General features: G+C 45.4%; 24 protein-coding genes. 7 read left to right on the forward strand and 17 right to left on the reverse strand.

What is annotated here, in order from left to right; genetic code table 11:
* Positions 1 to 3: 3 nt before the first annotated feature.
* On the reverse strand, positions 4 to 1,026 hold the full coding sequence (locus tag NSS66_RS03690) for a globin-coupled sensor protein (protein WP_279831530.1): 1,023 nt from the start codon (positions 1,024 to 1,026) through the stop codon (positions 4 to 6).
* Positions 1,027 to 1,316: 290 nt separating this feature from the next.
* The gene (locus NSS66_RS03695; protein ID WP_023987811.1) at positions 1,317 to 3,212 is read right to left on the reverse strand and encodes a PrkA family serine protein kinase; all 1,896 of its coding nucleotides are present in this window, start codon (positions 3,210 to 3,212) and stop codon (positions 1,317 to 1,319) included.
* A 283-nt stretch (positions 3,213 to 3,495) separates the two neighbouring features.
* On the opposite strand from NSS66_RS03695, the gene NSS66_RS03700 reads away from it, so the two are divergent.
* Entirely contained in the window at positions 3,496 to 4,329 is an 834-nt protein-coding gene (locus NSS66_RS03700; protein WP_023987810.1) for a DUF2161 domain-containing phosphodiesterase, read from the forward strand.
* 19 nt (positions 4,330 to 4,348) lie between these two features.
* Here the strand turns inward: NSS66_RS03700 and NSS66_RS03705 are convergent, their stop codons facing one another.
* Both NSS66_RS03705 and NSS66_RS03710 read right to left on the reverse strand, forming a co-directional pair.
* A complete protein-coding gene (locus tag NSS66_RS03705; protein ID WP_264454006.1) occupies positions 4,349 to 5,602 on the reverse strand; it encodes an aminotransferase-like domain-containing protein in 1,254 nt (417 codons plus the stop codon).
* Positions 5,603 to 5,652: 50 nt separating this feature from the next.
* Positions 5,653 to 6,309 carry a response regulator transcription factor gene (locus NSS66_RS03710; RefSeq protein WP_023987808.1) on the reverse strand — a complete coding sequence of 219 codons (657 nt, stop codon included), beginning with the start codon at positions 6,307 to 6,309 and terminating at the stop codon, positions 5,653 to 5,655.
* 275 nt (positions 6,310 to 6,584) lie between these two features.
* Here NSS66_RS03710 and NSS66_RS03715 point away from each other — a divergent pair, with 275 nt between their 5' ends.
* On the forward strand, positions 6,585 to 6,992 hold the full coding sequence (locus tag NSS66_RS03715) for a hypothetical protein (RefSeq protein ID WP_316243472.1): 408 nt from the start codon (positions 6,585 to 6,587) through the stop codon (positions 6,990 to 6,992).
* Positions 6,989 to 8,056 carry a phosphodiester glycosidase family protein gene (locus tag NSS66_RS03720; RefSeq protein WP_209941471.1) on the forward strand — a complete coding sequence of 356 codons (1,068 nt, stop codon included), beginning with the start codon at positions 6,989 to 6,991 and terminating at the stop codon, positions 8,054 to 8,056. Before NSS66_RS03715 ends, NSS66_RS03720 begins: the two co-directional genes overlap by 4 nt.
* Positions 8,057 to 8,155: 99 nt before the next feature.
* On the opposite strand, the gene NSS66_RS03725 is transcribed toward NSS66_RS03720, so the two are convergent.
* From NSS66_RS03725 to NSS66_RS03780, 12 genes are all read right to left on the reverse strand, one after another.
* The gene (locus tag NSS66_RS03725) at positions 8,156 to 8,404 is read right to left on the reverse strand and encodes an AbrB/MazE/SpoVT family DNA-binding domain-containing protein (protein ID WP_013309439.1); all 249 of its coding nucleotides are present in this window, start codon (positions 8,402 to 8,404) and stop codon (positions 8,156 to 8,158) included.
* A gap of 376 nt (positions 8,405 to 8,780) precedes the next feature.
* Complete coding sequence (gene trmL / locus NSS66_RS03730) at positions 8,781 to 9,245, reverse strand: tRNA (uridine(34)/cytosine(34)/5-carboxymethylaminomethyluridine(34)-2'-O)-methyltransferase TrmL (protein WP_023987805.1); 465 nt, start codon at positions 9,243 to 9,245, stop codon at positions 8,781 to 8,783.
* 239 nt (positions 9,246 to 9,484) lie between these two features.
* Positions 9,485 to 10,576, reverse strand: coding sequence for a 3-phosphoserine/phosphohydroxythreonine transaminase (gene serC / locus NSS66_RS03735; protein WP_028542950.1), 1,092 nt, complete (start codon positions 10,574 to 10,576; stop codon positions 9,485 to 9,487).
* A gap of 265 nt (positions 10,577 to 10,841) precedes the next feature.
* The gene (glnA, locus tag NSS66_RS03740) at positions 10,842 to 12,266 is read right to left on the reverse strand and encodes a type I glutamate--ammonia ligase (protein WP_023987803.1); all 1,425 of its coding nucleotides are present in this window, start codon (positions 12,264 to 12,266) and stop codon (positions 10,842 to 10,844) included.
* 270 nt (positions 12,267 to 12,536) lie between these two features.
* Positions 12,537 to 13,574, reverse strand: coding sequence for a 3-deoxy-7-phosphoheptulonate synthase (gene aroF, locus NSS66_RS03745; protein ID WP_023987802.1), 1,038 nt, complete (start codon positions 13,572 to 13,574; stop codon positions 12,537 to 12,539).
* Positions 13,575 to 13,837: 263 nt separating this feature from the next.
* Positions 13,838 to 14,794 (reverse strand): 4-hydroxy-3-methylbut-2-enyl diphosphate reductase, encoded by a 957-nt coding sequence (locus NSS66_RS03750; RefSeq protein ID WP_013309434.1) that lies wholly within the window; start codon positions 14,792 to 14,794, stop codon positions 13,838 to 13,840.
* A gap of 110 nt (positions 14,795 to 14,904) precedes the next feature.
* Positions 14,905 to 16,383: a sensor histidine kinase gene (locus tag NSS66_RS03755; RefSeq protein WP_013309433.1), complete on the reverse strand. Its 1,479-nt coding sequence runs from the start codon at positions 16,381 to 16,383 to the stop codon at positions 14,905 to 14,907.
* A 1-nt stretch (position 16,384) separates the two neighbouring features.
* On the reverse strand, positions 16,385 to 17,074 hold the full coding sequence (locus NSS66_RS03760) for a response regulator transcription factor (protein ID WP_013309432.1): 690 nt from the start codon (positions 17,072 to 17,074) through the stop codon (positions 16,385 to 16,387).
* A 149-nt stretch (positions 17,075 to 17,223) separates the two neighbouring features.
* Positions 17,224 to 18,810: a S1C family serine protease gene (locus tag NSS66_RS03765; protein ID WP_023987800.1), complete on the reverse strand. Its 1,587-nt coding sequence runs from the start codon at positions 18,808 to 18,810 to the stop codon at positions 17,224 to 17,226.
* 195 nt (positions 18,811 to 19,005) lie between these two features.
* Positions 19,006 to 19,314 carry a hypothetical protein gene (locus tag NSS66_RS03770; protein ID WP_023987799.1) on the reverse strand — a complete coding sequence of 103 codons (309 nt, stop codon included), beginning with the start codon at positions 19,312 to 19,314 and terminating at the stop codon, positions 19,006 to 19,008.
* Between the two features lie 84 nt (positions 19,315 to 19,398).
* Entirely contained in the window at positions 19,399 to 19,974 is a 576-nt protein-coding gene (locus tag NSS66_RS03775; RefSeq protein ID WP_023987798.1) for a 3D domain-containing protein, read from the reverse strand.
* Between the two features lie 61 nt (positions 19,975 to 20,035).
* Entirely contained in the window at positions 20,036 to 20,917 is an 882-nt protein-coding gene (locus NSS66_RS03780; RefSeq protein ID WP_028542952.1) for a putative sporulation protein YtxC, read from the reverse strand.
* A 239-nt stretch (positions 20,918 to 21,156) separates the two neighbouring features.
* Between NSS66_RS03780 and NSS66_RS03785 the strand changes: the two genes are divergently transcribed.
* The 4 genes from NSS66_RS03785 (at position 21,157) to NSS66_RS03800 (ending at position 24,432) form a co-directional block, all read left to right on the forward strand.
* Positions 21,157 to 21,552: a hypothetical protein gene (locus tag NSS66_RS03785; protein ID WP_025723301.1), complete on the forward strand. Its 396-nt coding sequence runs from the start codon at positions 21,157 to 21,159 to the stop codon at positions 21,550 to 21,552.
* A 206-nt stretch (positions 21,553 to 21,758) separates the two neighbouring features.
* A complete protein-coding gene (locus NSS66_RS03790; protein WP_023987795.1) occupies positions 21,759 to 22,253 on the forward strand; it encodes a cation:proton antiporter regulatory subunit in 495 nt (164 codons plus the stop codon).
* A 4-nt stretch (positions 22,254 to 22,257) separates the two neighbouring features.
* The gene (locus NSS66_RS03795; protein WP_340958474.1) at positions 22,258 to 23,484 is read left to right on the forward strand and encodes a cation:proton antiporter; all 1,227 of its coding nucleotides are present in this window, start codon (positions 22,258 to 22,260) and stop codon (positions 23,482 to 23,484) included.
* A 72-nt stretch (positions 23,485 to 23,556) separates the two neighbouring features.
* On the forward strand, positions 23,557 to 24,432 hold the full coding sequence (locus tag NSS66_RS03800; protein ID WP_053325034.1) for a YitT family protein: 876 nt from the start codon (positions 23,557 to 23,559) through the stop codon (positions 24,430 to 24,432).
* 96 nt (positions 24,433 to 24,528) lie between these two features.
* Here the strand turns inward: NSS66_RS03800 and mqnC are convergent, their stop codons facing one another.
* Positions 24,529 to 25,662, reverse strand: a complete 1,134-nt coding sequence (gene mqnC, locus NSS66_RS03805; RefSeq protein WP_023987792.1) for a cyclic dehypoxanthinyl futalosine synthase — start codon at positions 25,660 to 25,662, stop codon at positions 24,529 to 24,531.
* Between the last annotated feature and the right edge of the window lie 89 nt (positions 25,663 to 25,751).

Below are 25,751 nucleotides of genomic sequence, written 5' to 3' on the forward strand. Positions count from 1 at the left end.
ATCTTACACCTGCAGCATTTCCGAGGAGTGCTGTAGCATTTCCAATTCCTTCACCATGTTTTCGATCAGCTTTGTGAACGAAGCCAATTCCTCTGAGCTGGAAGCCTGTTGCCGGGCACTGGCTGTTGTGGCAGCTGTTTCGGATTGTACACTGTCAAGCATACGGGCAATATCCAGCACCTTGCGCTGAATTTGCTCCTGTGCTTGCTTCGAATTAGATGCAAGCTTTCGCACCTCCTGTGCCACAATTTGAAACCCGCGCCCTGCTTCCTGCGCATGGGCAGCCTCAATCGCCGCATTCAGTCCCAGCAGATGAGTCTGATCGGACAGTTCCCGGATCGTACCGCTCATCTGCTCAATATGCTTAATCTCGTCACTCAAATGCTGTACCAATTCCTCTGTATGTTCCTGCGAATAAGCAGTGTTGCAGGCACTCTCCGCGATATTATCCGTATTTTCCCTAAGCTCAGCAATCATCCCGGTCAAATTTTGCGCAATTCGGGACACAACGGTCAGCACCTGCGTTTGTTCGTCGGCCAGCTCGTTGATTTGTTCCTTTTCCTTTTCCTGATAAGCTTCCAGTACAAGCTGGGAATCCAGGTTGAACATTTTGGAAAGAGCATGCACAATAAAAAACCAGTCCTCTATCCCCGAACGCTTTAAAATGTCCACTGCAATATCAAGATAAGCAATGTACGTGCCCAAATAATAATCGGAAGACAATCCGATTCGGGAATGTACCTGCCCCACAAAAAGACGGTGTTCGATAAACGGATCATCTATTTTTCCATCTGCGAGAGAAAGCCAGTATTCACGTTGCGTTTGTTTTAGTCGTTCAATATTCGACCATTTGGAAATAATCGACATGAGATGCGGAACCTTTTCTACATGCTCATAAAACCGATCGACCACCTCATTCACAATAGATTGGAATAGTCCCTGATAATGATGCAATAAAGCCAAATCATCATCAGTAATACCAATATATTGTATCTGTTTTAATCTACTCTCCGCGACATGAATCATAAGTTCCTCCAAATAATAGTTTACATAGATTTTACATTACCATATTTATCGGCAACTTTTTAGAAATTGTTAAAAAAGCAGAAGATTGATTATGATTTTTTTCATAGCAATTTCAGAAAATATATAATCACAACTGCCTGATGATACAAAAAAGAATCCGGCAGCACCTGAAATCCCCTGTGCTTGCCGAATTCCCTCTACGAAACACGTTGATCGGATACCTCACAACCGTGTGGCACCATCCAGATCAACCCATGGTTTCACCATACTTACTTGTTTATTATTTCGTCTTACCGATTCAGGAGGCTACCTACATACCTCAACAGATCGTTAGCGCTGGCTCCTGTGTAGCCATGCTCCTCAATCAATCGCTTAATCACTTCATTCATCCGTTTGAGCTGATTAGCGTCAGGCGTTTTGGTCGAAGTCGTAATCTTCACAATATCCTTCAAATCGGCGAACAGCTTCTTCTCAATGGCTTCTCGCAGCCGATCATGATGATGATACTCAAACTTCCGTCCCTTGCGAGAATACGCGGAAATACGGATTAATATTTCTTCACGGAACGCTTTTTTCGCATTTTCCGATACCCCGATTTGCTCCTCAATAGAGCGCATGAGCCGCTCATCCGGGTCGAGTTCCTCATCTGTGAGCGGATCGCGAATTTTCGCCCAATTGCAAAAAGCTTCGATGTTATCCAAATAGTTGTCAAAGAGCGTCTTGGCTGATTCCTCGAAAGAGTACACAAAGGCCTTCTGCACTTCTTTTTTAGCCAATTCGTCATATTCCTTACGAGCCACGGAAATGAAATTCAGATAGCGCTCTCGTTCTTCCTTTGTGATGGAGGCATGTTGATCCAGACCATCCTTAATTGCTCGTAAAATGTCCAGGGCATTGATGGATTCCACATTTTGCTTAATCAATGCACTAGAAATACGATTAATGACGTACCGCGGGTCTACCCCGGACATACCTTCCTCCAGAAACTCACTTTGCATTTCTTTCAGATCGGCTTCCTTGTATCCTTCGACCTCTTCACCGTCATACATGCGCATCTTTTTGACCAGATCCATCCCCTGTTTCTTCGTCTCCTTCAAGCGGGTAAGCACGGAGAAAATGGCAGCCGTTCGCAGCGCATGAGGCGCAATGTGGATATGTTTCATATCACTTTGTTCAATGAGCTTGGCGTAAATCTTTTCTTCCTCAGATACTTTCAGGTTATAAGGAATCGGCATTACAATCATCCGTGATTGCAACGCCTCGTTCTTTTTGTTTGCAATAAAGCTTTTATACTCGGATTCATTGGTGTGAGCCACGATCAGTTCATCTGCACTGATGAGCGCAAACCGCCCAGCCTTGAAGTTTCCCTCTTGGGTCAGAGAAAGCAAATTCCACAAAAACTTCTCATCGCATTTCAGCATTTCCTGAAACTCCATCAGTCCACGATTCGCTTTGTTCAATTCTCCGTCAAACCGATACGCACGCGGGTCAGATTCCGAACCATACTCCGTAATCGTGGAAAAGTCGATGCTGCCCGTCAAATCAGCAATATCCTGTGACTTCGGATCAGAAGGGCTGAACGTACCAATACCAATCCGGTTTTCTTCCGATATAAATACCCGCTCCACGCGGACCTTTTCAATATCGCCATCAAATTCCGTGCGCAATCTCATCTGGCAGGATGGGCAGAGATTACCTTCAATCCGTACACCCAGCTCCTTTTCAAAATCGGGACGCAGCTCATGAGGAATCAGATGAAGCGGGTCCTCGTGCATGGGGCAGCCTTCAATCGCGTATACAGCTCCCTGATCCGTTCTCGAAAATTTCTCCAGACCACGTTTTAGCAACGTGACCAATGTCGATTTCCCCCCACTGACGGGTCCCATCAAAAGAAGGATACGCTTGCGTACATCGAGCCGCCTGGCTGATGAATGGAAATATTCCTCCACCAACTTTTCCAGCGCTCGATCCAGTCCAAAGATCTCCTGCTCAAAAAATTTGTATCGCTTATGTCCCCCAACCTCTTCTACACCAAAAGATTCAATCATCTTGTAAACCCGTGCATGAGCTGTCATCGCCGGCGTCGGGTCTTTCTTGAGTATCTCAATATACTCTCTAAAAGTGCCGCTCCAGGCCAGACGGTTGTTTTCCGCCCGGTACTCCGCAACGCGTTCAAAAATATTCATGCTCGGTTCCTCCCATGACTGCGTAATGACTATCCTCCACTCCTGATGATTATGGCTACACTCGTCACGCCTTTCAGGATATGATGCAATCCCCTTAAAAAAAGTGTAATACATACCTATGCAGATTGATTTCAGAATTGACCTATTTTTTATGACAGGTCTCTCTGCTTTTTCGAAAAAAACAAGGGATACACTGTGCTAAAATATACAACAACGACGCGGACCTGACGCATTATGGTACAATATAAGCTCGGAATAATGGGATAAAGGAGCGGGAGAAGTCATGGCGGTTCGGCATGAGACGGAGCTGTACGCTCCGGTGAAAGCCTTTTTTGAGAACTTGGGATATGAAGTCAAAGGAGAGGTACGCAACTGCGATTTGGTGGGTATCAAGCCAGGGCAACAGACACCACTGATTGTGGAGATCAAAAAGACGTTTAACCTGGCGCTTGTGCTGCAAGGCATGCAGCGTTTGAAACTAAGCAGCAATGTATATGTAGCTGTAGAACGGAATCGTGCCAAAAAAGGGGCAGTCAATCAGCGCTGGAACGAGCTGGTCGGACTGTGCCGCCAGTTAGGACTTGGCTTGCTCACTGTCACCCATTTTAAAACTAAGCCGCCGCTCGTTGAGGTACTGTGTAAGCCTGCGGCGCCTAGCGACAATGTCCACAATGCAGCAAAGGTACGCCCCGGCTCGCGCAAGGAAAAGCTGCTGCGGGAATTTCACGCACGCAGCGGTGACCACAATATCGGCGGCAGCACCCGACGCAAGCTGGTCACTGCCTATCGGGAAAAAGCGCTGCGTGTAGCCGTAGCCTTGCAGAGCTTGGGGGAAGCCGCTCCGGCGCAGCTCGCCCGCATAGCAGCCGTCAGCACAGCTGCTGCCGTACTTCAGCACAACTACTACGGCTGGTTTGAGCGCGTATCCCGCGGCCGCTATCGACTGACTCCGTTTGGCGAAGCTGCCCTGAACGAGTATGCGGCAGTACTGCAAGAGCATGGCATTAAAACGGCCACTGGAATGGACGCAGAGCTTGACGAGGACAGTGGACAGCTTCAGATTGCGGAAGCGCCAATCACTTACTCCACCGTTGCTGCGGAAGCGGAGGATGACTGACATGGGGCGATGGTTTTTGCTAGCTCCGCGCAGTAAATTCACTGATCGTCTCACCGATCAGATTCATGCCCATAAGCAATTGCTCACGGCCCGGATGGCTAAAATTGAGTCGGATATGGGACGCGCCTTCACTGCCAACCGCACATAGCGCACCTGGCATAAAGGCTACACCTTTGGGTAACGCCGCCTTTAGCAGCAATGCGCTGTCCAGCCCATCGGGCAACTGCACCCATACATACATGCCACCGGACGGAATATGATACGTCACGTCTTTCCAAAACGGGCGCTTGAGCAGTTCCAAGATTAATTGAAGTCGAGTCGAATATTCCTTGTTCAACATCGCCAAGTGTTCGTGCCATTGAAAACGCGAGCTGGTCAACAATTGGAACAGCAGCCGTTGGTTCATCGTACTGGATTGCATATCAGCCAGCTGCTTCAAGGCGTACATCCCTTCAATTAACGGTGCAGGACCAGCAGCCCAACCCGTTCTCAGCGCAGGAGCAACTGTTTTATTGAACGAACCGATATAGAGTACTTGACCTCCCTGGCCCGCATGATCCAGCGCAAATAGTGAGGGGTAAGTCTCAGCAAATTTTCGACTCTGACCATGCGGACTCTTGTCATGGGACTCATTTTTTTGCTTCAAATGCAATTCACCATAAGAATCATCCTCAACTACTAACACCTCATGATGCCTGCACAGGTCCAAAATTTCCTGCCGCCTAGCCGCGCTCCACAAGGAGCCCGTCGGATTCGTAAACGTTGGCGTGGCAAAAAAAAGCTTGGGTCGATAACGGATCATTAAAGCTTCAAGCTTATTAGGAATGACACCTTCCCCATCTGATTCTACAGGAACGATCTGCGCACCCTGCATAGATAGTACTTGTAAACATCCAGGAGATGTCGGGTTTTCAACTAATACCGGATCACGCTCATCCACCATCAGCCTTATGATCAGGTCAATGGCCTGCTGACTGCCTGTCGTGAGAAGGATTTGACCTGGTGGTACTCTTACTCCTTTACGCTGTTCCCACTCTCCCGCAAGCCATGCCCGCAAAGGGAAATAGCCCTCCGGTTCACCATACTGGAGGGCGTCAGGGCCGGAGCCAAACACATCATGGGCCGCTTCTTCCAGCAACTTCACCGGAAACAGCTCTTGTGCAGGTAGTTCTTCAGCCAGAGATATAAAGGAGTGTCTTCTCGCATTTTCCCGGATATGACGCACTGGAGAAGCCAACATCGCAGCCGTTCGTGAAGCAAAGGAATATTGCATGAACATCCTCCTTCTCCTGAAAAATAGGTCATGATCTCCGGGCTGACGCGTCAGGCATATAGCTGCTTCATCTGACGCGCATATAAGGCATAACGTTCAATCGCCTGCGCCCGGCTGGACACGCCTAATTTCGCATAAATTTTACGTAGATAATTATCAATGGAGCGCCGGCTAACTTCGATCTCGATAGCAATTTTGTCATATGTAATACCTTGTACAATACGTTCCATAATAAACACTTCGGTTTGTGTCAATTCGTCAAAAGGCTCGGATGCCATTAACGGCATAAAGGGCCAGTTTCCACACCGAATCCAGTCCATTGGTAAAGAAGCAAATCCTTCGCGTAAACCGTTGATCAGATGGATTAACTGGCTCGGTGATGCCTGCTTGGATAGCATTCCATTTGCTCCAAGCGAAATTAGCTGCTGAAACAACGTAATATTATCCTCATCCGTCATAATAACAATATGGCTGTCTGGAGACAAGGCCCGCATTTGTGTCAAAAATGGTTCCGCCGTTCCCTCAGGCAACCTGTAGTCCATTAAAATGATTTCCGGTCGAATGGAACAAGCCAGCTCCAAGCCTTCCGTTCCGGAGGAAGACATCCCTCTGACAAGCAAATCCTGCTGGTCTTCCAAAATAAGCTTTGTTCCCAGCATACTTGTAGGATGGATATCTATGATGACCACCTGCCATACTTTTCTCATATCTAAACCTCCTGATTTTACAAAAAAATACATAGTTAGTAGCGAAAATAATTCTAAAATTGGGGATTGCATATGTAGAAATTGCGCGAATGTGAACGTATAGGAAGCGAAAAACGTTTAAGGAAATTGTATCCTAGGACTTCCTTCCGATGCAATCTCTTTTTCCAATATTTTTATACGACTATTTCGCTTTTGCGAAATAAATAGGCCCATGATAGAATTGGTACTGCAAATAAAGACTGGAAATTTGACTTTACACGGGAGTTGAAAATCGTATGCAAGCTTCACCTGAACGTCCTCCTACCGAAGCTCGGCGGAGCAATTCAAGAAAGGGGTTACCCGTAAAGGCTTTTCTGCTATTTTGGTTCATTCTTATTATACTAGGTGCTCTCGCAACCTATCTGTATAGCAATCACTTGAAGCAGCAAATGCTAAACGAGATGCAAACCCATACAGACCAACAGATTCAAGCACTCAAATCTGACTATGAAAAGCAACTGACTGCTCTTTCCAAGGAAGTTAGCGGATTGCAGGGAAAAGTCCAGTCCTTCAATGAACTACTGACCTTTACGAAGGATAATGCAAACAATAAGACCGATAACAGCAATAAACTGTATACCCAATTAAACGAAGTCAAGCAGCAACTCAGTACACTTCAGAAAAAAATGGACTTGCTAAAATGAATGTAGACGCAAAACAAGTGAACCGGTTCTTTATGTTGGCCCTTGCTCCTTTTATCGGTTTGTTGGGGTGTATTTTGTTAGTGCATCCCTCATTGAGCTTTCCTGGGTCTACTTCTTCGAGTCTGCAAAAAGCTGAAGTCACTCTACAAACGCAATCAGTAGGCAAGCAGCTTGATGAAGCCAAGCAAACGGCAACATACACCTTGTCTACGATTCGCCGGACTTCTGAGCTATACAAGCAAACGACCCAAACGATGAATCAGCTTGTCGTGACTGCCTCTACGCAGTCCAAGCGGCCCGCGGTCATCTATGATCGACGTATCACCGCCAAACTGGGGGTTCCCTATGAGCGGGTAGATAGCAACCGGATTACCATTGAATTGTTTAAGGTAAACCCGGGAATTTATCATGGCTACGCTATGAAGGTCAAACTTAAAGATCCTACTGCTATGAAAATGTCTTTGGGAAGTGACAAATTGGGTGGCTCTGAAACCACCATGCGTGCAGTCTTGAGACACGGAGCTATTGCAGGCATCAATGCAGGCGGCTTTGCGGATGGAGACGGCAAACGCTATCCATTAAGCACTACTGTCTTGAACGGCCACTACCTTACTGGCTTTCAGTCCAGTTTTAAGGATTTATCCTTCGTCGGACTGAGTAACGATGGCAAGCTTATCGGTGGCAAATTTTACAGTCAAGGTGCTCTTGACAGCTTAAAGCCTGCCTTTGGGGCTACCTTCGTTCCCGTCCTGCTGCAAAGGGGACAAAAAATGCCTATTCCTGACAAATGGAAAGTCTCCCCCAAGCGGGCCCCGCGTACGGTCATTGGCAACTATAAAGATGATCAGTTGCTCATTATTGTCGTAGACGGCTACAATGAAAGCGGGGGTTCGGGCGCGACGCTCGAAGAACTGCAAGGGAAAATGTACAATCTAGGTGTTCAAGATGCCTATAATTTGGACGGAGGCGGTTCCTCGTCGCTTATACTTAACGGTCGAGTCGTAAACAAACCGTCCGATGGTAATTTGCGTCCAGTCCCTACTCATTTTTTGTTCTATAAATAGCTACCTAATAGTCTACTACTAAATTAAATATGTTAGCCGACGTACGGCTCTATCCGAAAAAAAGCATCACGAACGAATGTCGTGATGCTTTTGCCTCATTTAGGAGGAATACTGTGTCATTTCTGTCAGGCATTGAGCACAAATATAACGGTCTTTGAAATCGTTCACTTGTTCTACTGACCCGCAGAATACACATTTTGGACGGTAACGCTCCAAAATAATGTGGTCACCCTGAACCAAAATTTCGACAGGATCTCCCTCATTCATTTGGTACCTTTTACGCAGTGACTTAGGCAAAACTATTCTCCCCAGCTGATCAACTTTACGTACCACACCGGCAGGTTTCATCGTGATCGTACACCTCTCCTATTGAGTAATAACTTACAAATTTCTTACCATGCGAAAAACTAGGTACAAAGACACTATTCTTTATGTAGTATTCGCTGTCTTTTTGTCGAATCCTGCTGATCACAGGAAATTTTATTACATTTTTTCATAAAATCATGAACCATATCAAAGTATGGTACAGAATGTCTATAATATTTTTATCGACCGGAAAGCCAATTATCATTAGCCCTCGCTGAGAAATTTCGCAAATTTTCGACCATACAACCTTTATTTAAGCTCCACTGTCATGTACCTTTGAGCAACAAAGGTGAAACTCTTATTAGCAACTAAGGTCCTGGTTCTTTATTCGCATTTATACTTGTTCACTCGATGCTCTTTATGATAAATCCGGAAAATCCATTTGTCTCAGCGCTTCATATACAATAATCGCAGCGGAATTCGACAAGTTTAGAGATCTTACTTTATCAGACATAGGCATCTTGATACATGTATCTGGATTAGCAGCTAGCAGCTCTGGAGGCAAACCTTTCGTTTCTTTACCAAATACCAAGAAGTCTCCATCCTGAAATGCAATATCACTATATCGCTGATTCGCTTTGGTCGTCGCATAAAAAAAGCGGCCTTCCTGATATTTCTCCTGCACTTCAGCAAAAGACTCGTGATATTCAATGTGGACAGCATACCAATAATCAAGTCCAGCCCGTTTTAACGTGGCATCGTCGGTACGGAAGCCCAGTGGCTTCACCAGATGCAGATGAGTTCCGGTTGCAGCACACGTTCTGGCAATATTACCTGTGTTAGCCGGGATTTCCGGCTCGACAAGCACAATATGTAATGGCATCACGTTTCGTTCCCTTCATCATTAAATTCATCAGACAAATAACCTACAGTTTAACCAAAGTGTATACATTAAAAACATACACATTCTTTTATTTTAACAAAATCAGACAGATATGAACATCAAACGACAAAAATTTCAACCCACACCACTAAAAGCCTTCCCCTATACACATTCAGGGAAGGCTCTACATTTACTTTTTCGATTTTAAATATCGTGTATCGAAATATATGTCCGCGTAATTAACTGTTACGTTGCTTGAATCCGTCCATAAACTCGGCTAATGCTTGACAGTTCTCCAGTGGAACAGCATTGTAGATCGAGGCGCGAAGCCCTCCTACACTGCGATGTCCCTTCAGTCCGATAAATCCGGCCTGTTCGGATTCCTTAATAAATTGTTTTTCCAGATCCTCATTCGCGAGGCGGAAGGTTACATTCATGATAGAGCGATCAGCGCTGTCCACACAACCACGATAGAAGCCTTCGCTACTGTCAATACGGTCGTATAGCAAAGCAGCTTTCTGCTGGTTCACACGCTCAATGCCTTCCAAACCGCCTTCTTCCTGAATCCATTTCAGCACTTCATTCACCATGTATATGGCAAAGGATGGGGGAGTATTGTAGAGAGAGTTATTTTTTTCATATGTGCTATAACGCAACATCGTAGGAATATTGTCCGGTGAGGAAGTCAGCAACTCTTCACGGGCAATCACGACCGTCACACCAGAAGGTCCCAGATTTTTTTGTGCGCCAGCATAAATCAATCCAAATTGAGTAACATCAAAAGGCTTGCAAAAAATATCGCTGGACATGTCCACAATCAATGGTACGGACCCCGTATCCGGGAATTGCTTAAATTGTGTACCTTCAATCGTTTCGTTGGACGTCATATGCACATAAGCAGTATTCTCAGGCAAGTCCAAGGAATCCACATTCGGAAGACGCATGTACTTCTCATCAGCGGAGGATGCGGCAATATGAGCCTTGCCCAGTAGCTTGGCTTCTTTATATGCCTTGTCCGACCAGCTACCTGTCATTACATAGCTCGCAGTCTGTCCTTCGCGCAAGAAATTTAAAGGCAGCATTGCAAACTGCGTACTTGCGCCCCCTTGTAGGAATAACACCTTGTAGCCTTGTGGATTGCCCAGCAGAGATAACAGACGTTCCTGCGCCTCATTATGAACAGATTCATACACAGCTCCACGGTGAGACATTTCCATGATCGACATCCCTGTTCCCTGGAAATCTACGAATTCAGCTTGTACACGTTCCAGTACTTTAAGCGGCAATGCCGCTGGTCCTGCATTAAAATTGTAGGCTCTCTTACTCAACAAATTCCCATCCCTTCTCTACTCTGGTGTGGATATTATCGCTATGATAGCAGTATTCATAAATGCGTTCAAGACTTGTATAAAAATGTTTTCAATTTCATTTATGATGTGACAAAGTTGTGAATGTTAACGTATTTAACATCTTTATTTTGTAATTTTCACTTTAATATTAAAAGGTCCCCGGCATAAGACCGGAGACCTATCTTGAATAACAACTGTTACCCGTAAGCTAGTGGTTGTTATTCAAAGCAGCTAAGCAATCAAGTTATTAGCAGTCAAAATACAGGCTATATTCGTGTGGATGAACACGGATGTTCACCGATTTAGCTTCAGAACGTTTGAACTCTACATAGTTATCAATAAAGTCCTTCGTAAATACGCCACCTTCAGTTAAGAATTCGTAGTCAGCTTCCAGAGCATCCAAAGCCTCATCCAATGAACCAGGTACGCTACGGATTTTACCTTTTTCAGCGTCAGACAGCTCGTAGATGTTGGTGTCAAGTGGACCATAACCCAATTCGATTGGGTTCAATTTGCGCTTGATACCATCCAGACCCGCCATCAGCATCGCTGAGAAGGCAAGGTAAGGGTTAGCAGTGGAGTCTGGTGTACGGAACTCGATCCGACAGCCTTTTGGAGTAACAGCCGCTACTGGAATACGTACAGCCGCAGAACGGTTACCTTTGGAGAATACCAGGTTAACTGGTGCTTCGTAGCCAGGAACGAGACGTTTGAACGAGTTTGTGCTTGGATTTGTCAAAGCGATCAATGCAGGTGCATGGTACAGAATACCGCCAATATAATGAAGAGCCATTTCGCTCAGATTAGCATAAGCACCTTTTTCGTAGAACAAAGGAGTGTCGCCATCGAAAATGGATTGGTGAACGTGCATACCACTTCCGTTGTCCCCGAAAATTGGTTTCGGCATGAATGTTGCCACTTTACCATATTGACGAGCTGTGTTGTGTACAATGTATTTATAGACGAGCAGGTTATCTGCTGTTTTCTTGAGTGTGTCAAAACGGAAGTTGATTTCCGCTTGGCCTGCCGTAGCCACCTCATGGTGATGGCGCTCAATTCTCAGACCTGCTTCTTCAAGCAAACGGCACATTTCACTACGGATATCTTGTTGGGTGTCTACTGGCGCTACAGGTACATATCCGCCCTTCACTCCCACTTTAAAGCCCAGGTTGCCGCCTTCTTCCTTACGGTTCGTGTTCCAAGCTGCTTCCTCGGAATCTACGAAGAAGGAGGAGCTATTCATGCCGCTTTCGTAGCGAACATCATCAAAGATGAAAAATTCGGACTCAGGTGCAAAAAATGCTGCTGTGCCCACTCCTGCGGATTGCAGAAATGCCTCAGCTTTTTTTGCAATGCCGCGAGGATCGCGGTCGTATTTTTCGCCATCTGGCGTAGCAATGTCACACAGAATATTCAGTGTAGGATGCTGAGTGAAAGGGTCGATAAAAACCGCTTCTGGATCGGGCAGCATAACCATGTCGGATTCCTCGATGCCACGATAGCCGGGAATGGAAGAACCGTCGAAAGCAACACCGTTAACAAATGTTTCTGCATCTACTTCGGAAGCTGGCAATGAAATATGGTGAGCACGACCAGACAAATCTACAAAACGAAAATCTACCCACTCAATATTATTTTCCTGAATTGTTTTCAATACGTTTTCAACGGACATGTCTTCTTCCTCCCAATTTTTCCGAACATTAAGTCTTATACAACCCTGAAATGTTCATGATCGAATGTTTTTTTCTGTCGTCATTATAAATCTCAAACATGACACGGGTCAATAGCTATGTAAGGTATTTTTTAAACTAATGTTAGATATGCTTACGCCCTTGATAACATTTGAATAGCACAAAAAGCCCGAAACATCGGGCTTTTAGGTAATTTAAATCTCATTACTGCGTTGCAGCAAAACTTTTATGCATTAATGTTAAACATTGGTTTAAGCAATGGTACTAGGCGTGTGAAATGTTTTCCCCACAGCAGGAGCCAATATTTCCAAATCTTTCAGCAAATCTGAAAATTGATCCGGGAACAGGGATTGTACACCATCCCCCGTCATTGAGTTATCGGGATCTGTATGCATTTCAATAATTAGTCCGTCCGCTCCGGCAGCGACCGAAGCCTTCGTCATAGGAACAACCAATTCACGTCTACCCGTGCCATGGCTAGGATCAGAAATAACCGGCAAATGGCTCAACTGTTGCAACACAGGGATCGCAGACAAATCGAGTGTATTTCTGGTGTAGGTTTCAAAAGTGCGGATACCGCGCTCACACAGCATAACATTCGGATTGCCACCTGCCAAGATGTACTCGGCAGCATTCAAGAACTCGTCATAAGTCGAGCTAAAGCCGCGTTTGAGCAACACTGGCTTGCCGCAAGTACCCAACTTACGCAGTAGATCGAAGTTTTGCATATTCCGTGTACCTACTTGCAGGATATCGGCATATTCCGCACAAATGTCTACGTATTCAGGTGTCATAACCTCTGTGATGGTCAGGAGGTCGTGCTTTTGACCTGCCTCAGCCATCATGATCAAACCTTCTACACCAGTTCCCTGGAAGCTATAAGGCCCTGTACGCGGCTTAAAAGCACCACCACGGAGAACTTGCGCACCTGCTGCTTTGACCAATCCGGCAATTTCATCTATCTGTGCAGCAGATTCAACGGCACATGGTCCACCCATAATGACAAGCTCGCCTCCGCCGATATTTACTCCTTTAATGGAGATAACCGTATTTTCCGGATGAAAATCACGGCTGGCCAATTTGTAGGACTTCGATATTTTAACCACATTTTCTACGCCTTTCATTTGACGCAGATGTTCAGCCAGCTTGGGCTCTACGCTACCGATCAGTCCGATGATCGTGCGATCCGATCCTCTTGATACATGAGCCTGCAATCCTTCTTTCTCAATAACTTCAACAATAGCTTGAATATGCTCTTCAGGTGTTTGAACACCAGCGATAACGATCATTTTTTTCTTCCTCTCTATGATACATATTTTATTAACCCATTATAGATTGATATTATGACACTTAGACGCTTGTTCGCTTTTAAGCTTTTATTCGTTAAAGCAACTATACCTGTTTTAGCTATACTCGTCAAGGCTTAATTATCCCGAATTATTCAATATTCTAACTTAGTGAAGCTAACCGAATAATATCTATAAATTAAAACAATTTGAAAAGCCGCTATCCGGATGGTTGTATCCGAATAACGGCTGTAATCAATCACAAACTATTTCGTCGTTTTTGACTTCTCCCGTACAGGAGGCAGCAGTTTTTTCATATCTATGGTTCGCTGAATCTCCCACGTATCCGGGTTAGCCGCATCATACTGCTCCAAATACGTAATAACCTCTTTGGTAATCAGTGTCGGCGTGGAAGCCCCAGAAGTCACAGCCACTTTGGCTACTCCCTCAAGCCACTCCCTCTTCAGCTCGGTCACATCAGAAATACGATAAGCTGTTGTACCAGCAATTTCCTCCGAAACCTGAGCCAATCGGTTTGAATTGTTACTGCGCGGATCACCGACAACGATCACCAGATCCGCCTGTCCAGCCTGCTCAGCTACCGCTTCCTGACGTACCTGCGTCGCCAAACAGATTTCATTGTGTATCTCAGCACCTGGGAACTTCTCCAGCAGCTTCTTCATAATGTGCTTAATGTCCCATTGACTCATGGTCGTCTGATTCGTGATAAGGATTTTGCCAGCTGGTAACGTAAGACTGTCGATTTCTTCTTCCTTTTCAATCAGATGAACATGGTCAGGAGCAATACCGATAGCTCCCTCCGGCTCTGGATGATTCTTTTTGCCAATATAAACAATCTGATAGCCTTCGGCAGACTTCTCCCGAATCAGATCATGCGTTTTTGTGACGTCAGGGCAAGTCGCATCTACCGTAGTCAGCCCCTTGTCTCGTGCCAGCTTGCGAACCTCTGGTGATACGCCATGAGCAGTGAAGATAACAGTGCCGCTCTCTACCTGGCTTAAAATCTCCATACGGTTCGGACCGTCCAGTGTAATAATCCCTTCGTCTTCAAAGGAATTGGTGACATGACTGTTATGCACAATCATGCCTAATATATAAATAGGCCGGGGTAAGTCCAGATTTCTGGCTGCCTGACGTGCCAATACCATGGCATCGACTACGCCGTAGCAGTAACCCCGGGGCGAAATTCTGAGTACTTCCAAAATGAGCCCCCGCTTTCTTCGACACAGTATACAGCTCCAAAACTGGGCAGCTGTGGGCTTCCACGCCTCTACCGGCCAATTCTATGATGTAGTTGCCTTCCTATTATAGCCTATTCCAAAGGCGCGGAAAAGCTGACCGGAAGCCAGATGACAAATGTCGTTCCTTCTCCTTGGCGCGTAACCACTTCCACAGACCCGTGATGTTCATCAATAATCCACTTGGCAATAGATAGCCCCAACCCAATTCCCTCCGTCACCCCGCGTGACTCATCTGCCCGGTAAAAACGGTCAAAAATAAAGGGAACCTCACTCTTATCCATTCCAATGCCCGTATCACTGATCCGTAGCCCCACCTGTCCTTGATAAATAATGGCATCAAATCGGACTGTGCCTTCAGGTGTATATTTGAATGCATTATCAATGAAAATGAATAGCATTTGCTGCAAATAATCCTTGCTGCCATCCATATAAATACCATTCAGCAACGAAAAATCTCCCACATTCCATTCGGCCGTTCGCTCTAAAAACTGAGCACGACGGGCAACCTCACTTACAAGCGGTTCCAACGCAACGGGAGTCTTATCGAACGTTTTCCCTGTGTCCGCTCTCGCGAGTGACAACATATCACTCACCAAACGGCTCATCCGTTTGCCTTCATCCGCCATGTCATTTAATGCCTCCATAGAAAGCTCGCGAATCATCTCTTCATCCATATTCGGTCGCTCTCCTGGTTCGGTAGTCCACATTTTGAGCAAAAAATCAACGTTGCCACGGATCGTCGTTAGCGGCGTACGAAGCTCATGGGAAGCATCAGCCACAAAACGACGCTGTGCACCGTACGCATCTTCCAGCTCCTTGTAAAACACCTCTGTACGCCCCAGCATGTTGTTAACCGTCCCGATTAATTGTCCAATTTCATCTGGTGGTCCGTCATATTCAATCCGTACACTCAAATCATTACTGGATTGAATCTGATTTGCCCCCTCAATGACCTTGACCAGCGGCTTCATAGACTTGCGAGCCAGAAAGAGACCTGAGGTCGCAGCAGCGAGTAATGCAAACAACGAACCGTATACAAGCACATTTTGTAACCTGTTCATGAGTCGATCCTGAGAGCCCGTGAATTGTCCTACCTGTAGCAACCCGACCACCAACCCCAACTCCTCGGACTTAATGGGCTGTTGATAAATCATAAAGGAATCCCCATTTACGTTCACACGTCGAATCCCCTCATTTTGAACTGCTCCTGCCGCTGTAGATGGAACAGGGAAGGTGATATTGAGGTCTTTCATATTTTGGGTGGTTTTGGTAACCCCGGACGTATAATTGTAAATTTGTACATATAGCTGTGAGTCATCTATTCCACGCCCCTGCTCCAATCCTAAATCCAAGTTAGGGACTTCAAACAATCCCCCTTTAATAATAAGGCGTAATTGCTTGTTAATCTGTGGCGCCTGAGTCATAAGCTGACTTTTCACTTCATTATATGTGTAGTAATATACTAGTCCGTAAATAGCCAGACCAAAAATGACAAGTACAATAGCCAAGATGCTCGAATACCAAGCTGTCAGCCGCCACCGAATAGACATATTACACATCACCTCTTAAAATATAGCCAGCTCCCCGAATTGTACGAATGAGCCGTTTACCGCCATCCTGCTCCGTTTTTTGTCGTAGCATGGCAATATATACTTCCAGCACATTCGATTCTCCGCTATAGTCATAGCCCCAAATTTTGTCCATAATCAGATCACGCGACAGAACACGCTTGGGGTTTTGCATGAACAAATGGAGCAGTTCAAATTCTTTGGCTGTCAGTTCCAAGCGTTTGCCGCCACGAACCACTTCACGGGATTCGTTATCCAGTTGTAAATCCTCGAAGGTAAGCCGATTTCCGTTATTGTCCTGTTGTTCGGTTTTACGCCGCAAAAGCGCTCGCACTCGCGCCAGCAGCTCCTCCAGAGCAAACGGCTTGACGAGATAATCATCGGCCCCTAGATCCAAGCCCTTAACCCGATTCTCAACCTCATCCTTGGCTGTAAGCATCAGGACAGGTACCGTGCTTCCACCCTCCCGCATGCGACGGCATACCTCAAAACCATCGACCTGCGGCATCATTACATCCAGCACGACCACATCAGGCTCAGCTGTCAGCATTTTATTTAATCCCTCTGCTCCATTGGCGGCTGTCAGCACTTCATAGCCTTCAAATGCCAGCCCTCTGCGTAGCATGGAAACAATTTTTTCATCGTCATCAATAATCAGAATAGTAGAACGCATACACGATCGAACTCCTTTATCTCTTCTTTTCCCTCTATTGTAGCAGGAGTAGACGCGTGTAGCATCTGGCTGCTCCATACAGCAAGAAACGGAAGGGATCTTCCTTCCGTTTCTTGCGTGCACATGTTCATTTTTGTAGAGTTATCAGCTTATTGCTGAAGCGTCGAGCTAAAGTCATTTTTGTTGCCTATTTTCAGCTGAACATCTTTTTTCTGCCCAGCTCGTTCGATGTTAAGCGTCAGTGCTGTACCCACTTTTTGTTTTTGAATGAACTGGATCAGCTCTTGTGATGTGCTATAAGGCGTGCCATTGGCTCCGATAATCACATCGTAAGGACGCAGATCGGCCTGATAAGCTGGCGATTTGTATATAATATCCCGTACTACCGAGCCTTCGGTTAGGGATGTGCCCAATTCTTTGGCTACTTCAGGACTCAAATTTAACAGACTTGCACCAATGAAAGGTACAGGTTCTTTCGGGATAGGCTGGTTATTTTTCAGCTTATCGACGACTTCCAAAATTGTATTGGACGGAATCGCAAACCCGATTCCCTGTGCGTCTGCACTAACAGCTACGTTCATACCGATAACCTGCCCTTGCAGATTTAACAGCGGTCCGCCAGAGTTACCAGGGTTAATGGACGCATCCGTCTGAATGAGATGCTTGTATTGCGTCGGTTTTCCAGTCGATTCACTATTAATGGTGATCGTACGTTCTTTCGCACTTAGCACCCCGGCTGTTACCGAATGCTCAAAGCCTTCAGGGTTGCCGATTGCGACCATCCACTCGCCGACTTTAGCGTTATCGGAGTCACCCAAAGTTACTGTCGGAAAGTTGTTTTTGCCTTCAATTTTAAGTACCGCCAAATCAAGATCAGCATTTTTGCCCAAGACTTTGGCTTCGTAAGGCTTATTAGTTCCCTCTACTGTAACCTGAACCACACTCGCGCCTTCAACAACATGGTTGTTGGTTAGGACGTAACCCGATTTATCAAAAATAAAACCGGAACCAATACCAAGCGGAGTCAGCTGCCCGCTGTTGCTACCTTCATTTTCATTACTGTTACCGCTACTGCCACTGTCACCATACTGATTACCGAAAAAGTATTGATACAGCGGGTCATTGTAATAAGGGCTGCTTTGTCTGCCGCTGCTACCACTGGTTTGTTTGGCAAGCGTTTCGATTTTGACGACTGCCGGACCAGCCTTGGCCACAACAGATTGAACATCAGCGGTACCTGAAGGCATCACAGCCGGAACTGCGCTTGGAGTCGAGCCAGTTGTTCCTGAATTAGTCGTTTCTCCACTTTCAGCTGCCGCCGAAGTTAACGCCGTCTCGGGTGTGAACATATTTGTTCGGTCAGCTGTGTACATCAATACCGTAATGACCAGCATTCCAGCCAAAAAAGATAAGAAAATTGTTTTCACCTGCGACTTGGGCTTATTCGGTTTGAATTGCCAGTTGCCACCATTCCGACCCGAACCATCCTGTTGCTCAGGCATAGCGCGATGGTATGAGGGAGGAAGAGGTCTCACTGCCTGTGGTGGCGTAATCTCAACATCCTTTTCCACCGACTGCCCTTCCTTACGTTGTCCGTCCGATTGAACTGAAGAAAAAGGGCCGTAAGAATAATAATATGAGGAACCGTTCGAATCGTTTTGCCGAGTTGCATTATCGGTATCAACCTGATCGTTGTCGTTCCGGCGTCCGGAGTTATTATTTTTAAATTCGTCCATTGTATATCTCCTCCCAAACCCTATGCTTCAAGGTGGTGTTGTTTAACTGACTTTATTTTGCACTTTAAACCTTAATTCCACCTTAAAAACAATTAAAAAGGAGATAAAACCTTAGACCTATTGTACCTATTCACTTTCACTTAAAACGAAATGCCCCGGATATAATCCGGAGCATTATCAATTGTATATGCTTTTTTATTTCGTGTTAAAGTTTTCGTCGAACTTTTCGTTCGGTGTTTGAGCATTGTTTTGAACTTTGTTGCGACTGGAGTTTTGAACTTTTTGAGCTACAGCGCCTGTACCGCCTTGTTCTGTTGCAAATTCTTCATCATACTTCTCATTTGGTGTCTGAAAGTTGTCTTGAATTTTATTTTGTTCAGACTGCTTTACCTTTTGTGAAACGACACCAACCGTATTGTCTTGTGCAAATTCCGCTTTGAACTGATTTCCTGCGCTTGCCTTGAAGCCTTTGTTCGTGAAAGAACTTCCGCCTTGATTTGGCATAATTCTCAACCTCCCAGTATGTTTTGCGGGATAAGCTCATCCCGCAACATAGTATGTGATGTTGGAAAAAACAATATTCAAGGATTATATGGAAGCATCCAGTGTCGCGGTCGGAATAGTTTTATGCGTTTCTATCACCTTTTGGAGCGATTTGACCATCTTTTCTGTACATTTTCCGTTCCCTTTTTTTATAATTTGAACATCCACATCTTTCTTGCCCCATTCAGAATATACCTGCCGGGTTGTTTTAAAATACAAGTCAATTTTATTGCCCTTAATCGCAGAACCTGTATCTGCTACAATCCCGTATCCATAACCTGGAATGTACAATATGCTTCCCAAAGGAAACGTTTTGGGATCAGCCGCAATCGTAGACAGTGTGTTCTTGTCACGACGCACTTTTACACCGGAATACGTAATACCGTAACCGGGATGACTTGGCCGTTTGCCAGTCGATTCATAGCCTGCTGTATATCCTGTTGCCGTGACCGTCATGGTCGTAATAACCTGCTCTTCGCGTGGAGCTAAAACAGGTGTGGACTGCCATTTTTTATGCTGGACCGGTTCTTTGTGACCGTAAACTTCATTGCCGGGCAATACCAGACAGGTTGCAATTAACACGGTTCCCAAAATCCGTTTCCATACCAACATGGATCTCATAAAAAACCTCCCCTTGAGGCAAAGGCTTTCCAGAAATCCATTAGTTTATACGAACAGATTATTATTTTTGAACATCCTGACCTGGATAAAGTCTGCTCAGTTTCACTTTATCTTCAAAAATATGCAGGAGTGTCCGCACTATGGGGGTGTGTTCATCGTCTGTGTGCAATATAATGGAAGCAGGAGAAATCGAAATAAGGGTGCTCACGATTCGATCCTCGACCTCCATTTCCAATTCAATGCCTGGCATCTCGACAATGATGTCATCTGCATCAGGAATCGGTATGGGCACCATGGCACTATCCAGAATCGTAAAATTATGTCCGCCTTGGTGAAGTACGTGTACGAGCGGAACTTTGCTTTCCTGAAAAAAAACAAAATATTTAAGCAGCCCCATAAATTCTTCGTATTGCCGATCTGCCCAGAATTCTTCCATAGCATAGTCGACGATTTCTTCAAGCTCTTTTTTATACGCATGGAGCCTAAATTGAATCAGCCCTTCCAAATTGATCACACGAAGCTCCTTGAAATCCTTCTCCAGGAGAGTAGTCAGCTTACCATGACGCTTCAAACGACCTCTGGGGCCATCATCGTTTAACAGTGAACGAATCATACTGCGAATTTGCTCAGCATCCTCTTTCTCCAGCAACGAACAGGCTTTGGTGAGAATGAGATTGAGCAGCCCCCACTCCTTGACTTCGATAATATAATCCGCTATTGCCGAAGACATGATGCTGTATACACAGGGGAGAAAGCTTTCAAACGCCGAATTGCTTTCTGTGCCCTTGCAGGTCCATGCCACTTTGTTATCCAGCTGTCTGAAAGTGAATCGAAATCCGCGCCGTGACATATGTAGTCCCTTTGTTCTACTTTTGACCACTTCGTAAAACCGGTCGGTTTCCTGATCTCCGTCTGTATTGGTCCACACTGTAAACAGTTCCATTGGCTCACTCCTTTCGATCACTGCTTTCAGTATATGGCGGCCTCTGAAGGGTTATACGAAGTGAACGACTGGAAACAGAAAGACATATTCAAAAGAGGATGATCTGGTTTCAAAAAGCCGGTTGGCGTGTTATAAACATTACTGTGATATAGGAAAAAATCGAACGACGTTTGAATATTTAGGGTGGGGTATGTTAAGGTTATAGTAATATGAATTTTTCACAAGAGGGAGGAGATAAGATGTCAACGATGCTGAACATGCTGCGTACATTCATGATCGTCATATTGAGCCTCGTTCAGATTTTGTCCCTTCCTGTGACGTTTCATGCGGAAGACACCACTCAATCCCTTCAGTTTACGGCGGGATCTTCTCTTATGCCTCATGCTGATATTTCCTCGTTAGAAACAGACTCTCACGGTCTGGAGCATCATTCCAAACCAGCTATACGCAAGTCCTCCCCTTTACTTCATCTGGTGATCGCTGCGGCCAAATCACTTCCCTTTGTCATTTTGATAGCGCTTGTGCTGCTATTGAGCATCCCTAAACTACGTCTGCCTTTTATTCCTGTCATTTGCAAACTAAAGAAGCAATTGTACTTGTTCCCCATCAAATTTACCTCTAGTTATGTGGCTTAACCTCCCTTTGCATGCACATCACCACATTTGCATGTCTATTTGTTAACCTGTCCCAATAAGTGTAATACGTAAAGTCTATTTATCAGGTTTTTATGTTAATTTATAAAATTTAATACAAAAAGAAAGTTTCCATGTCACTCCCAAAGTATGTGATTTATTTCCCATACCATTCATTTAAATAACGTATCATACAGGAGGCTTTACAAATGGATATTCGAGAGTCTATTTTGCCAGGAATCGGGATTAAGTATCGAATAGATGCAGAGAGTGGCGACCGAATTGTCATTATTATTCATGATGATGGCAGGCGCGAGTTGTATCACTTTGATTACGAGGATCTGGAACAAAGTATTTCTATGACAACCCTGAATGATCAGGAAGCGCGATTGGTAGCCTCCATCATCGGTGGTATGACCTATAAGCCCAAACAGCTTGAAAGTGTAGAAATGACGTTTGACGATTTTATTATCGAATGGTATAGAGTGGAATCTCATTATGCAAGTGTCGGCAAATCCATCGGTGAGCTGGATGTAAGGCAAAATTCGGGAGCCACTGTTATTGCCATTGTGGAGAAAAAAGGAAAGAAATATGTAAATCCTGGTCCTGAAGTGATGATTAACGATGATGCCACTGTAGTCGTTGTTGGGGAACGCGATCAGCAAAAACGCTTTAAACAAATCCTTATGAACGGAAGCGGGTGATTGGATGGATCATCTGGTATTTGAGGTTGGATTGGCTATTGCTCTCATCGCTGCAGCCGGACTTATTTCCTCCAAACTGCGCTTCTCGGTCATCCCTTTTTATATCCTGATCGGAATGGCAGTTGGGCCACATGCGATGGAGCTATGGCATTTTGATTTTCGCTTTATCGAAAGCGCCCCATTTATTGATTTTATGGGAAGAATCGGAGTGCTGTTTCTTCTCTTCTACTTGGGTCTCGAGTTCTCAGTAGGTCGGTTAATTAAATCAGGCCGTTCCATTGCCGTGGGCGGAACCATTTATATTGGCATCAATTTTACACTGGGGCTGGCTCTTGGCTTCCTGGGCGGCTTTCCTGTAGCAGAGACACTGGTTATCGCCGGAATTACAACAATATCATCCAGTGCTATTGCTGCGAAGGTGCTGGTAGATCTCAAGCGGACCGCCAATGCTGAAACTGAAATGATTTTGGGCATTATTATGTTCGAGGATGTTTTCCTCGCCGTATACATCTCCATCCTCTCCGGATTGGTTCTTAGCGATTCATCCTCGCTCGGTGGTGTGCTGCTATCAGCGCTAATCGCGCTAGGCTTTATGCTTGCAGTCATTATTATCGGCCGTAAGGCCGTCCCTCTGTTAAATCGGATTCTCCGTATTCGCTCCAATGAGGTATTCGGACTTGTTGTTTTCGGCTCTCTGTTTCTGGTGGCTGGTTTTTCGGAAACGATTCATGTGGCGGAAGCTATCGGCGCCCTGTTAGTCGGTCTGGTACTGGCCGAAACGGAACATGCCAAACGTATCGAGCATTTAATTGTTCCTTTCCGCGATTTCTTTGGCGCCCTGTTTTTCTTCAGCTTTGGATTATCCATTGATCCACTGTCCCTGGGAGGAAACGCGATATGGCTTGCACTGGCAGCAGTCGTCCTCACGTTGTTTGGTAACATTTGGGCAGGAATGCTGGCTGGGCGTACGGCCTCCTTATCTCCCAAAGCGTCAGCAAATATCGGCCTGACCATTGTGGCACGGGGTGAATTTTCGATTATCATGGCCAACTTGGGTAAAGAAGGCGGTTTGCTTGATATTGTTCAACCCTTTGCAGCCATCTATGTACTCATACTGGCGATTCTTGGACCACTTCTGACAAAGCAGTCAAAACCTATTTTTAATATGTTAAACAAAATATTTAAGTTCAAGGACCCCCGCCTACGAAAGGAAGAAAGTAAATCGGCGTAATTGTAAAAGCTGGATACGACAATCCATAGGAGGGAAGGCTATGCCGCACGCTGTAAAACATGCCGAAACTCTATGAGGCGGCTTGTCAAGCCCGCTTCAGGAGATGCGAGCAGGTTCCCTGTCTTTTATACGGTGATTGGCGGAATTACGGCATCCGTCGGTCTGGAATTGTTTTTGCATCCGCATGATATGATCGCTGGAGGCGTCACGGGGATCTCTAGACTCATGTCGCTTTATACACAAGAGCATTTTGGGTTACTGCTATTCGTTTTGAACTTGCCACTCATGCTGCTGTATTCTCTGTCTACTCACAAACCCATGTTGCTCCGTGCACTACCCGGCTTGTTCGCCTTTTCGGGCTCAGCCATTATTCTTTCGCCTTTTCCGGCAGTGAGTGGCCATCCGGTCGTATGCGCTTTGGGCGGCGGAATCTGTATAGGGCTTGGCGCAGGGCTGGCAGCTCGTCACGGTGGTCTGCTCGATTCACTAGGACTTAACGAGTCAGACGATGGCCGTCCATCCACATTATTGCTAACACATCGCAAGATTCCGTTAATACAGATTGTTATGCTGTGTAATGGTCTGCTGCTCATTACGGCTGGCTTTGTGCTAGGCTGGGAGCCAGCTCTCTATTCAGCCTTATCCTGCCTCGCCGCCTATGAAACGACCCGGCTGATGTTTACTGGTCTGACGCGTATGGTTTGTGTTGTCAGCAAGAAACAGCAAACCATCGAAGATGCCATATATCGCAGGCTGCGTATACACAGCACGCCTGTTGTAGACTCTGCCCAGATAGAGGGCAAGATTAAAAGCGAATCTGAGGATAAAAAAGAACAAATGGTCATCGTTTACAGCGTTCATCTGTTGGATTTGCAGCGCTTTAAGGCAGTCATCCAAATGGCAGACCCGCAGGCTGAGATCATGTATATGAAACGATGGAAAGCTTAGCAAAGTAACACATCAAAAAACGCTTATCTACACTAATCCTTGTACATAGATTAGTGATGGATAAGCGTTTTGTAATTAACAATATATTAACGGATATTAATTTTGCATGATAAAATCATGTTCAATACTGCTGGCACTGTCAAAAGTACGAATAATATCATAACGGGTATTGCGCTGTGCCGGAACGTGACCCGTCTCGCGGATCAACTGTAAAATGGATTCGATGTTAACCTTATACGTTGCGCCTGCAGCAGAAACTACGTTTTCCTCAATCATGGTGCTGCCAAAATCATCGCAACCGTAGTACAACGATTTTTTACCGATTTCAGGTCCCATGGTTACCCATGAAGACTGAATATGCTTGATGTTATCCAATACAAGACGACTGATCGCAACGGTCTTCAAATATTCCTCCGGCGTCTGGCGTTCCTTCTTCAGATTGGTGTTGTCTGGCTGGAAGGTCCAAGGAATAAAGGCCAAAAATCCTTCAGAATTATATTTGTTTTCAATGCATTCGTCCTGAGCATCACGAACACGCAACAAATGCAGCGCACGCTCCTCCATCAACTCACCAAAGCCGATAACCATCGTAGCAGTCGTGTTCATCCCAACCTTGTGAGCCGTTTGCATCACATCCATCCAATCACGCCAAGAGCCTTTGAGACGGCTAATTTTGCGGCGTGTGCGGTCATCCAAAATTTCTCCGCCTCCACCCGGAAGCGAATCCAATCCAGCTTCGTGAATGGCTCGAATCGTGTCTTCCATGGATAGACCGGATTTTTCCTTCATTTTGTGAATTTCAGCTGGCGAGAAGGAGTGCATCGTAATATCGGGAAAACGCTCCTTGATAGCTTTCAGCAAATCCGTATAATAACTGAACGGCAGATTCGGATTCACACCGCCTTGCATTAGAATTTCGGTGCCACCTACATCCTGCGTTTCCTTGATCTTCTGAAAGATCACCTCATCCGGCAAAACATAACCTTCATCAGAACCCGGTCTACGGTAAAAAGCGCAGAAGCGACAGTATACGTCACATACGTTCGTATAGTTAATATTTCGTCCGATGACGAAGGTTTTAATGGGATCGGGGTGCATGCGATTCATAACTTTATTCGCCGCATGACCTATTTTTTCTACCTCATCTGATTCGAACAAAGCAACGGTATCCTCTAAATTCAGGCGTTCGCCGCGTAGGGCTTTATCTAAAATATGGTCGATTACACTCATGGTGTATCCTCCTTCGCTGTCACAGGGCGACGAAATGAAAGACAGGACTTATGAACGAGAATGCTTTCACAAACCTGCGTTCGAACCCT

This window comes from Paenibacillus sp. FSL R10-2748, from assembly GCF_038005565.1.
Taxonomy (GTDB): domain Bacteria; phylum Bacillota; class Bacilli; order Paenibacillales; family Paenibacillaceae; genus Paenibacillus; species Paenibacillus polymyxa_B.

What these genes read in the sequence shown, in the direction of transcription:
- NSS66_RS03755 (WP_013309433.1), bottom strand. Translation starts at nt 16,383, where the DNA reads ATGTCTATTCGGTGGCGGCTGACAGCTTGGTATTCGAGCATCTTGGCT.
- NSS66_RS03790 (WP_023987795.1), top strand. Translation starts at nt 21,759, where the DNA reads ATGGATATTCGAGAGTCTATTTTGCCAGGAATCGGGATTAAGTATCGA.
- NSS66_RS03700 (WP_023987810.1), top strand. Translation starts at nt 3,496, where the DNA reads ATGGCGGTTCGGCATGAGACGGAGCTGTACGCTCCGGTGAAAGCCTTT.
- NSS66_RS03800 (WP_053325034.1), top strand. Translation starts at nt 23,557, where the DNA reads ATGAGGCGGCTTGTCAAGCCCGCTTCAGGAGATGCGAGCAGGTTCCCT.
- NSS66_RS03785 (WP_025723301.1), top strand. Translation starts at nt 21,157, where the DNA reads ATGTCAACGATGCTGAACATGCTGCGTACATTCATGATCGTCATATTG.
- NSS66_RS03775 (WP_023987798.1), bottom strand. Translation starts at nt 19,974, where the DNA reads ATGAGATCCATGTTGGTATGGAAACGGATTTTGGGAACCGTGTTAATT.
- aroF (WP_023987802.1), bottom strand. Translation starts at nt 13,574, where the DNA reads ATGATCGTTATCGCTGGTGTTCAAACACCTGAAGAGCATATTCAAGCT.
- NSS66_RS03780 (WP_028542952.1), bottom strand. Translation starts at nt 20,917, where the DNA reads ATGGAACTGTTTACAGTGTGGACCAATACAGACGGAGATCAGGAAACC.
- mqnC (WP_023987792.1), bottom strand. Translation starts at nt 25,662, where the DNA reads ATGAGTGTAATCGACCATATTTTAGATAAAGCCCTACGCGGCGAACGC.
- NSS66_RS03715 (WP_316243472.1), top strand. Translation starts at nt 6,585, where the DNA reads ATGCAAGCTTCACCTGAACGTCCTCCTACCGAAGCTCGGCGGAGCAAT.
- NSS66_RS03710 (WP_023987808.1), bottom strand. Translation starts at nt 6,309, where the DNA reads ATGAGAAAAGTATGGCAGGTGGTCATCATAGATATCCATCCTACAAGT.
- NSS66_RS03725 (WP_013309439.1), bottom strand. Translation starts at nt 8,404, where the DNA reads ATGAAACCTGCCGGTGTGGTACGTAAAGTTGATCAGCTGGGGAGAATA.
- NSS66_RS03720 (WP_209941471.1), top strand. Translation starts at nt 6,989, where the DNA reads ATGAATGTAGACGCAAAACAAGTGAACCGGTTCTTTATGTTGGCCCTT.
- NSS66_RS03765 (WP_023987800.1), bottom strand. Translation starts at nt 18,810, where the DNA reads ATGGACGAATTTAAAAATAATAACTCCGGACGCCGGAACGACAACGAT.
- NSS66_RS03705 (WP_264454006.1), bottom strand. Translation starts at nt 5,602, where the DNA reads ATGCAATATTCCTTTGCTTCACGAACGGCTGCGATGTTGGCTTCTCCA.
- NSS66_RS03795 (WP_340958474.1), top strand. Translation starts at nt 22,258, where the DNA reads ATGGATCATCTGGTATTTGAGGTTGGATTGGCTATTGCTCTCATCGCT.
- NSS66_RS03695 (WP_023987811.1), bottom strand. Translation starts at nt 3,212, where the DNA reads ATGAATATTTTTGAACGCGTTGCGGAGTACCGGGCGGAAAACAACCGT.
- trmL (WP_023987805.1), bottom strand. Translation starts at nt 9,245, where the DNA reads ATGCCATTACATATTGTGCTTGTCGAGCCGGAAATCCCGGCTAACACA.
- glnA (WP_023987803.1), bottom strand. Translation starts at nt 12,266, where the DNA reads ATGTCCGTTGAAAACGTATTGAAAACAATTCAGGAAAATAATATTGAG.
- NSS66_RS03690 (WP_279831530.1), bottom strand. Translation starts at nt 1,026, where the DNA reads ATGATTCATGTCGCGGAGAGTAGATTAAAACAGATACAATATATTGGT.
- NSS66_RS03760 (WP_013309432.1), bottom strand. Translation starts at nt 17,074, where the DNA reads ATGCGTTCTACTATTCTGATTATTGATGACGATGAAAAAATTGTTTCC.
- NSS66_RS03770 (WP_023987799.1), bottom strand. Translation starts at nt 19,314, where the DNA reads ATGCCAAATCAAGGCGGAAGTTCTTTCACGAACAAAGGCTTCAAGGCA.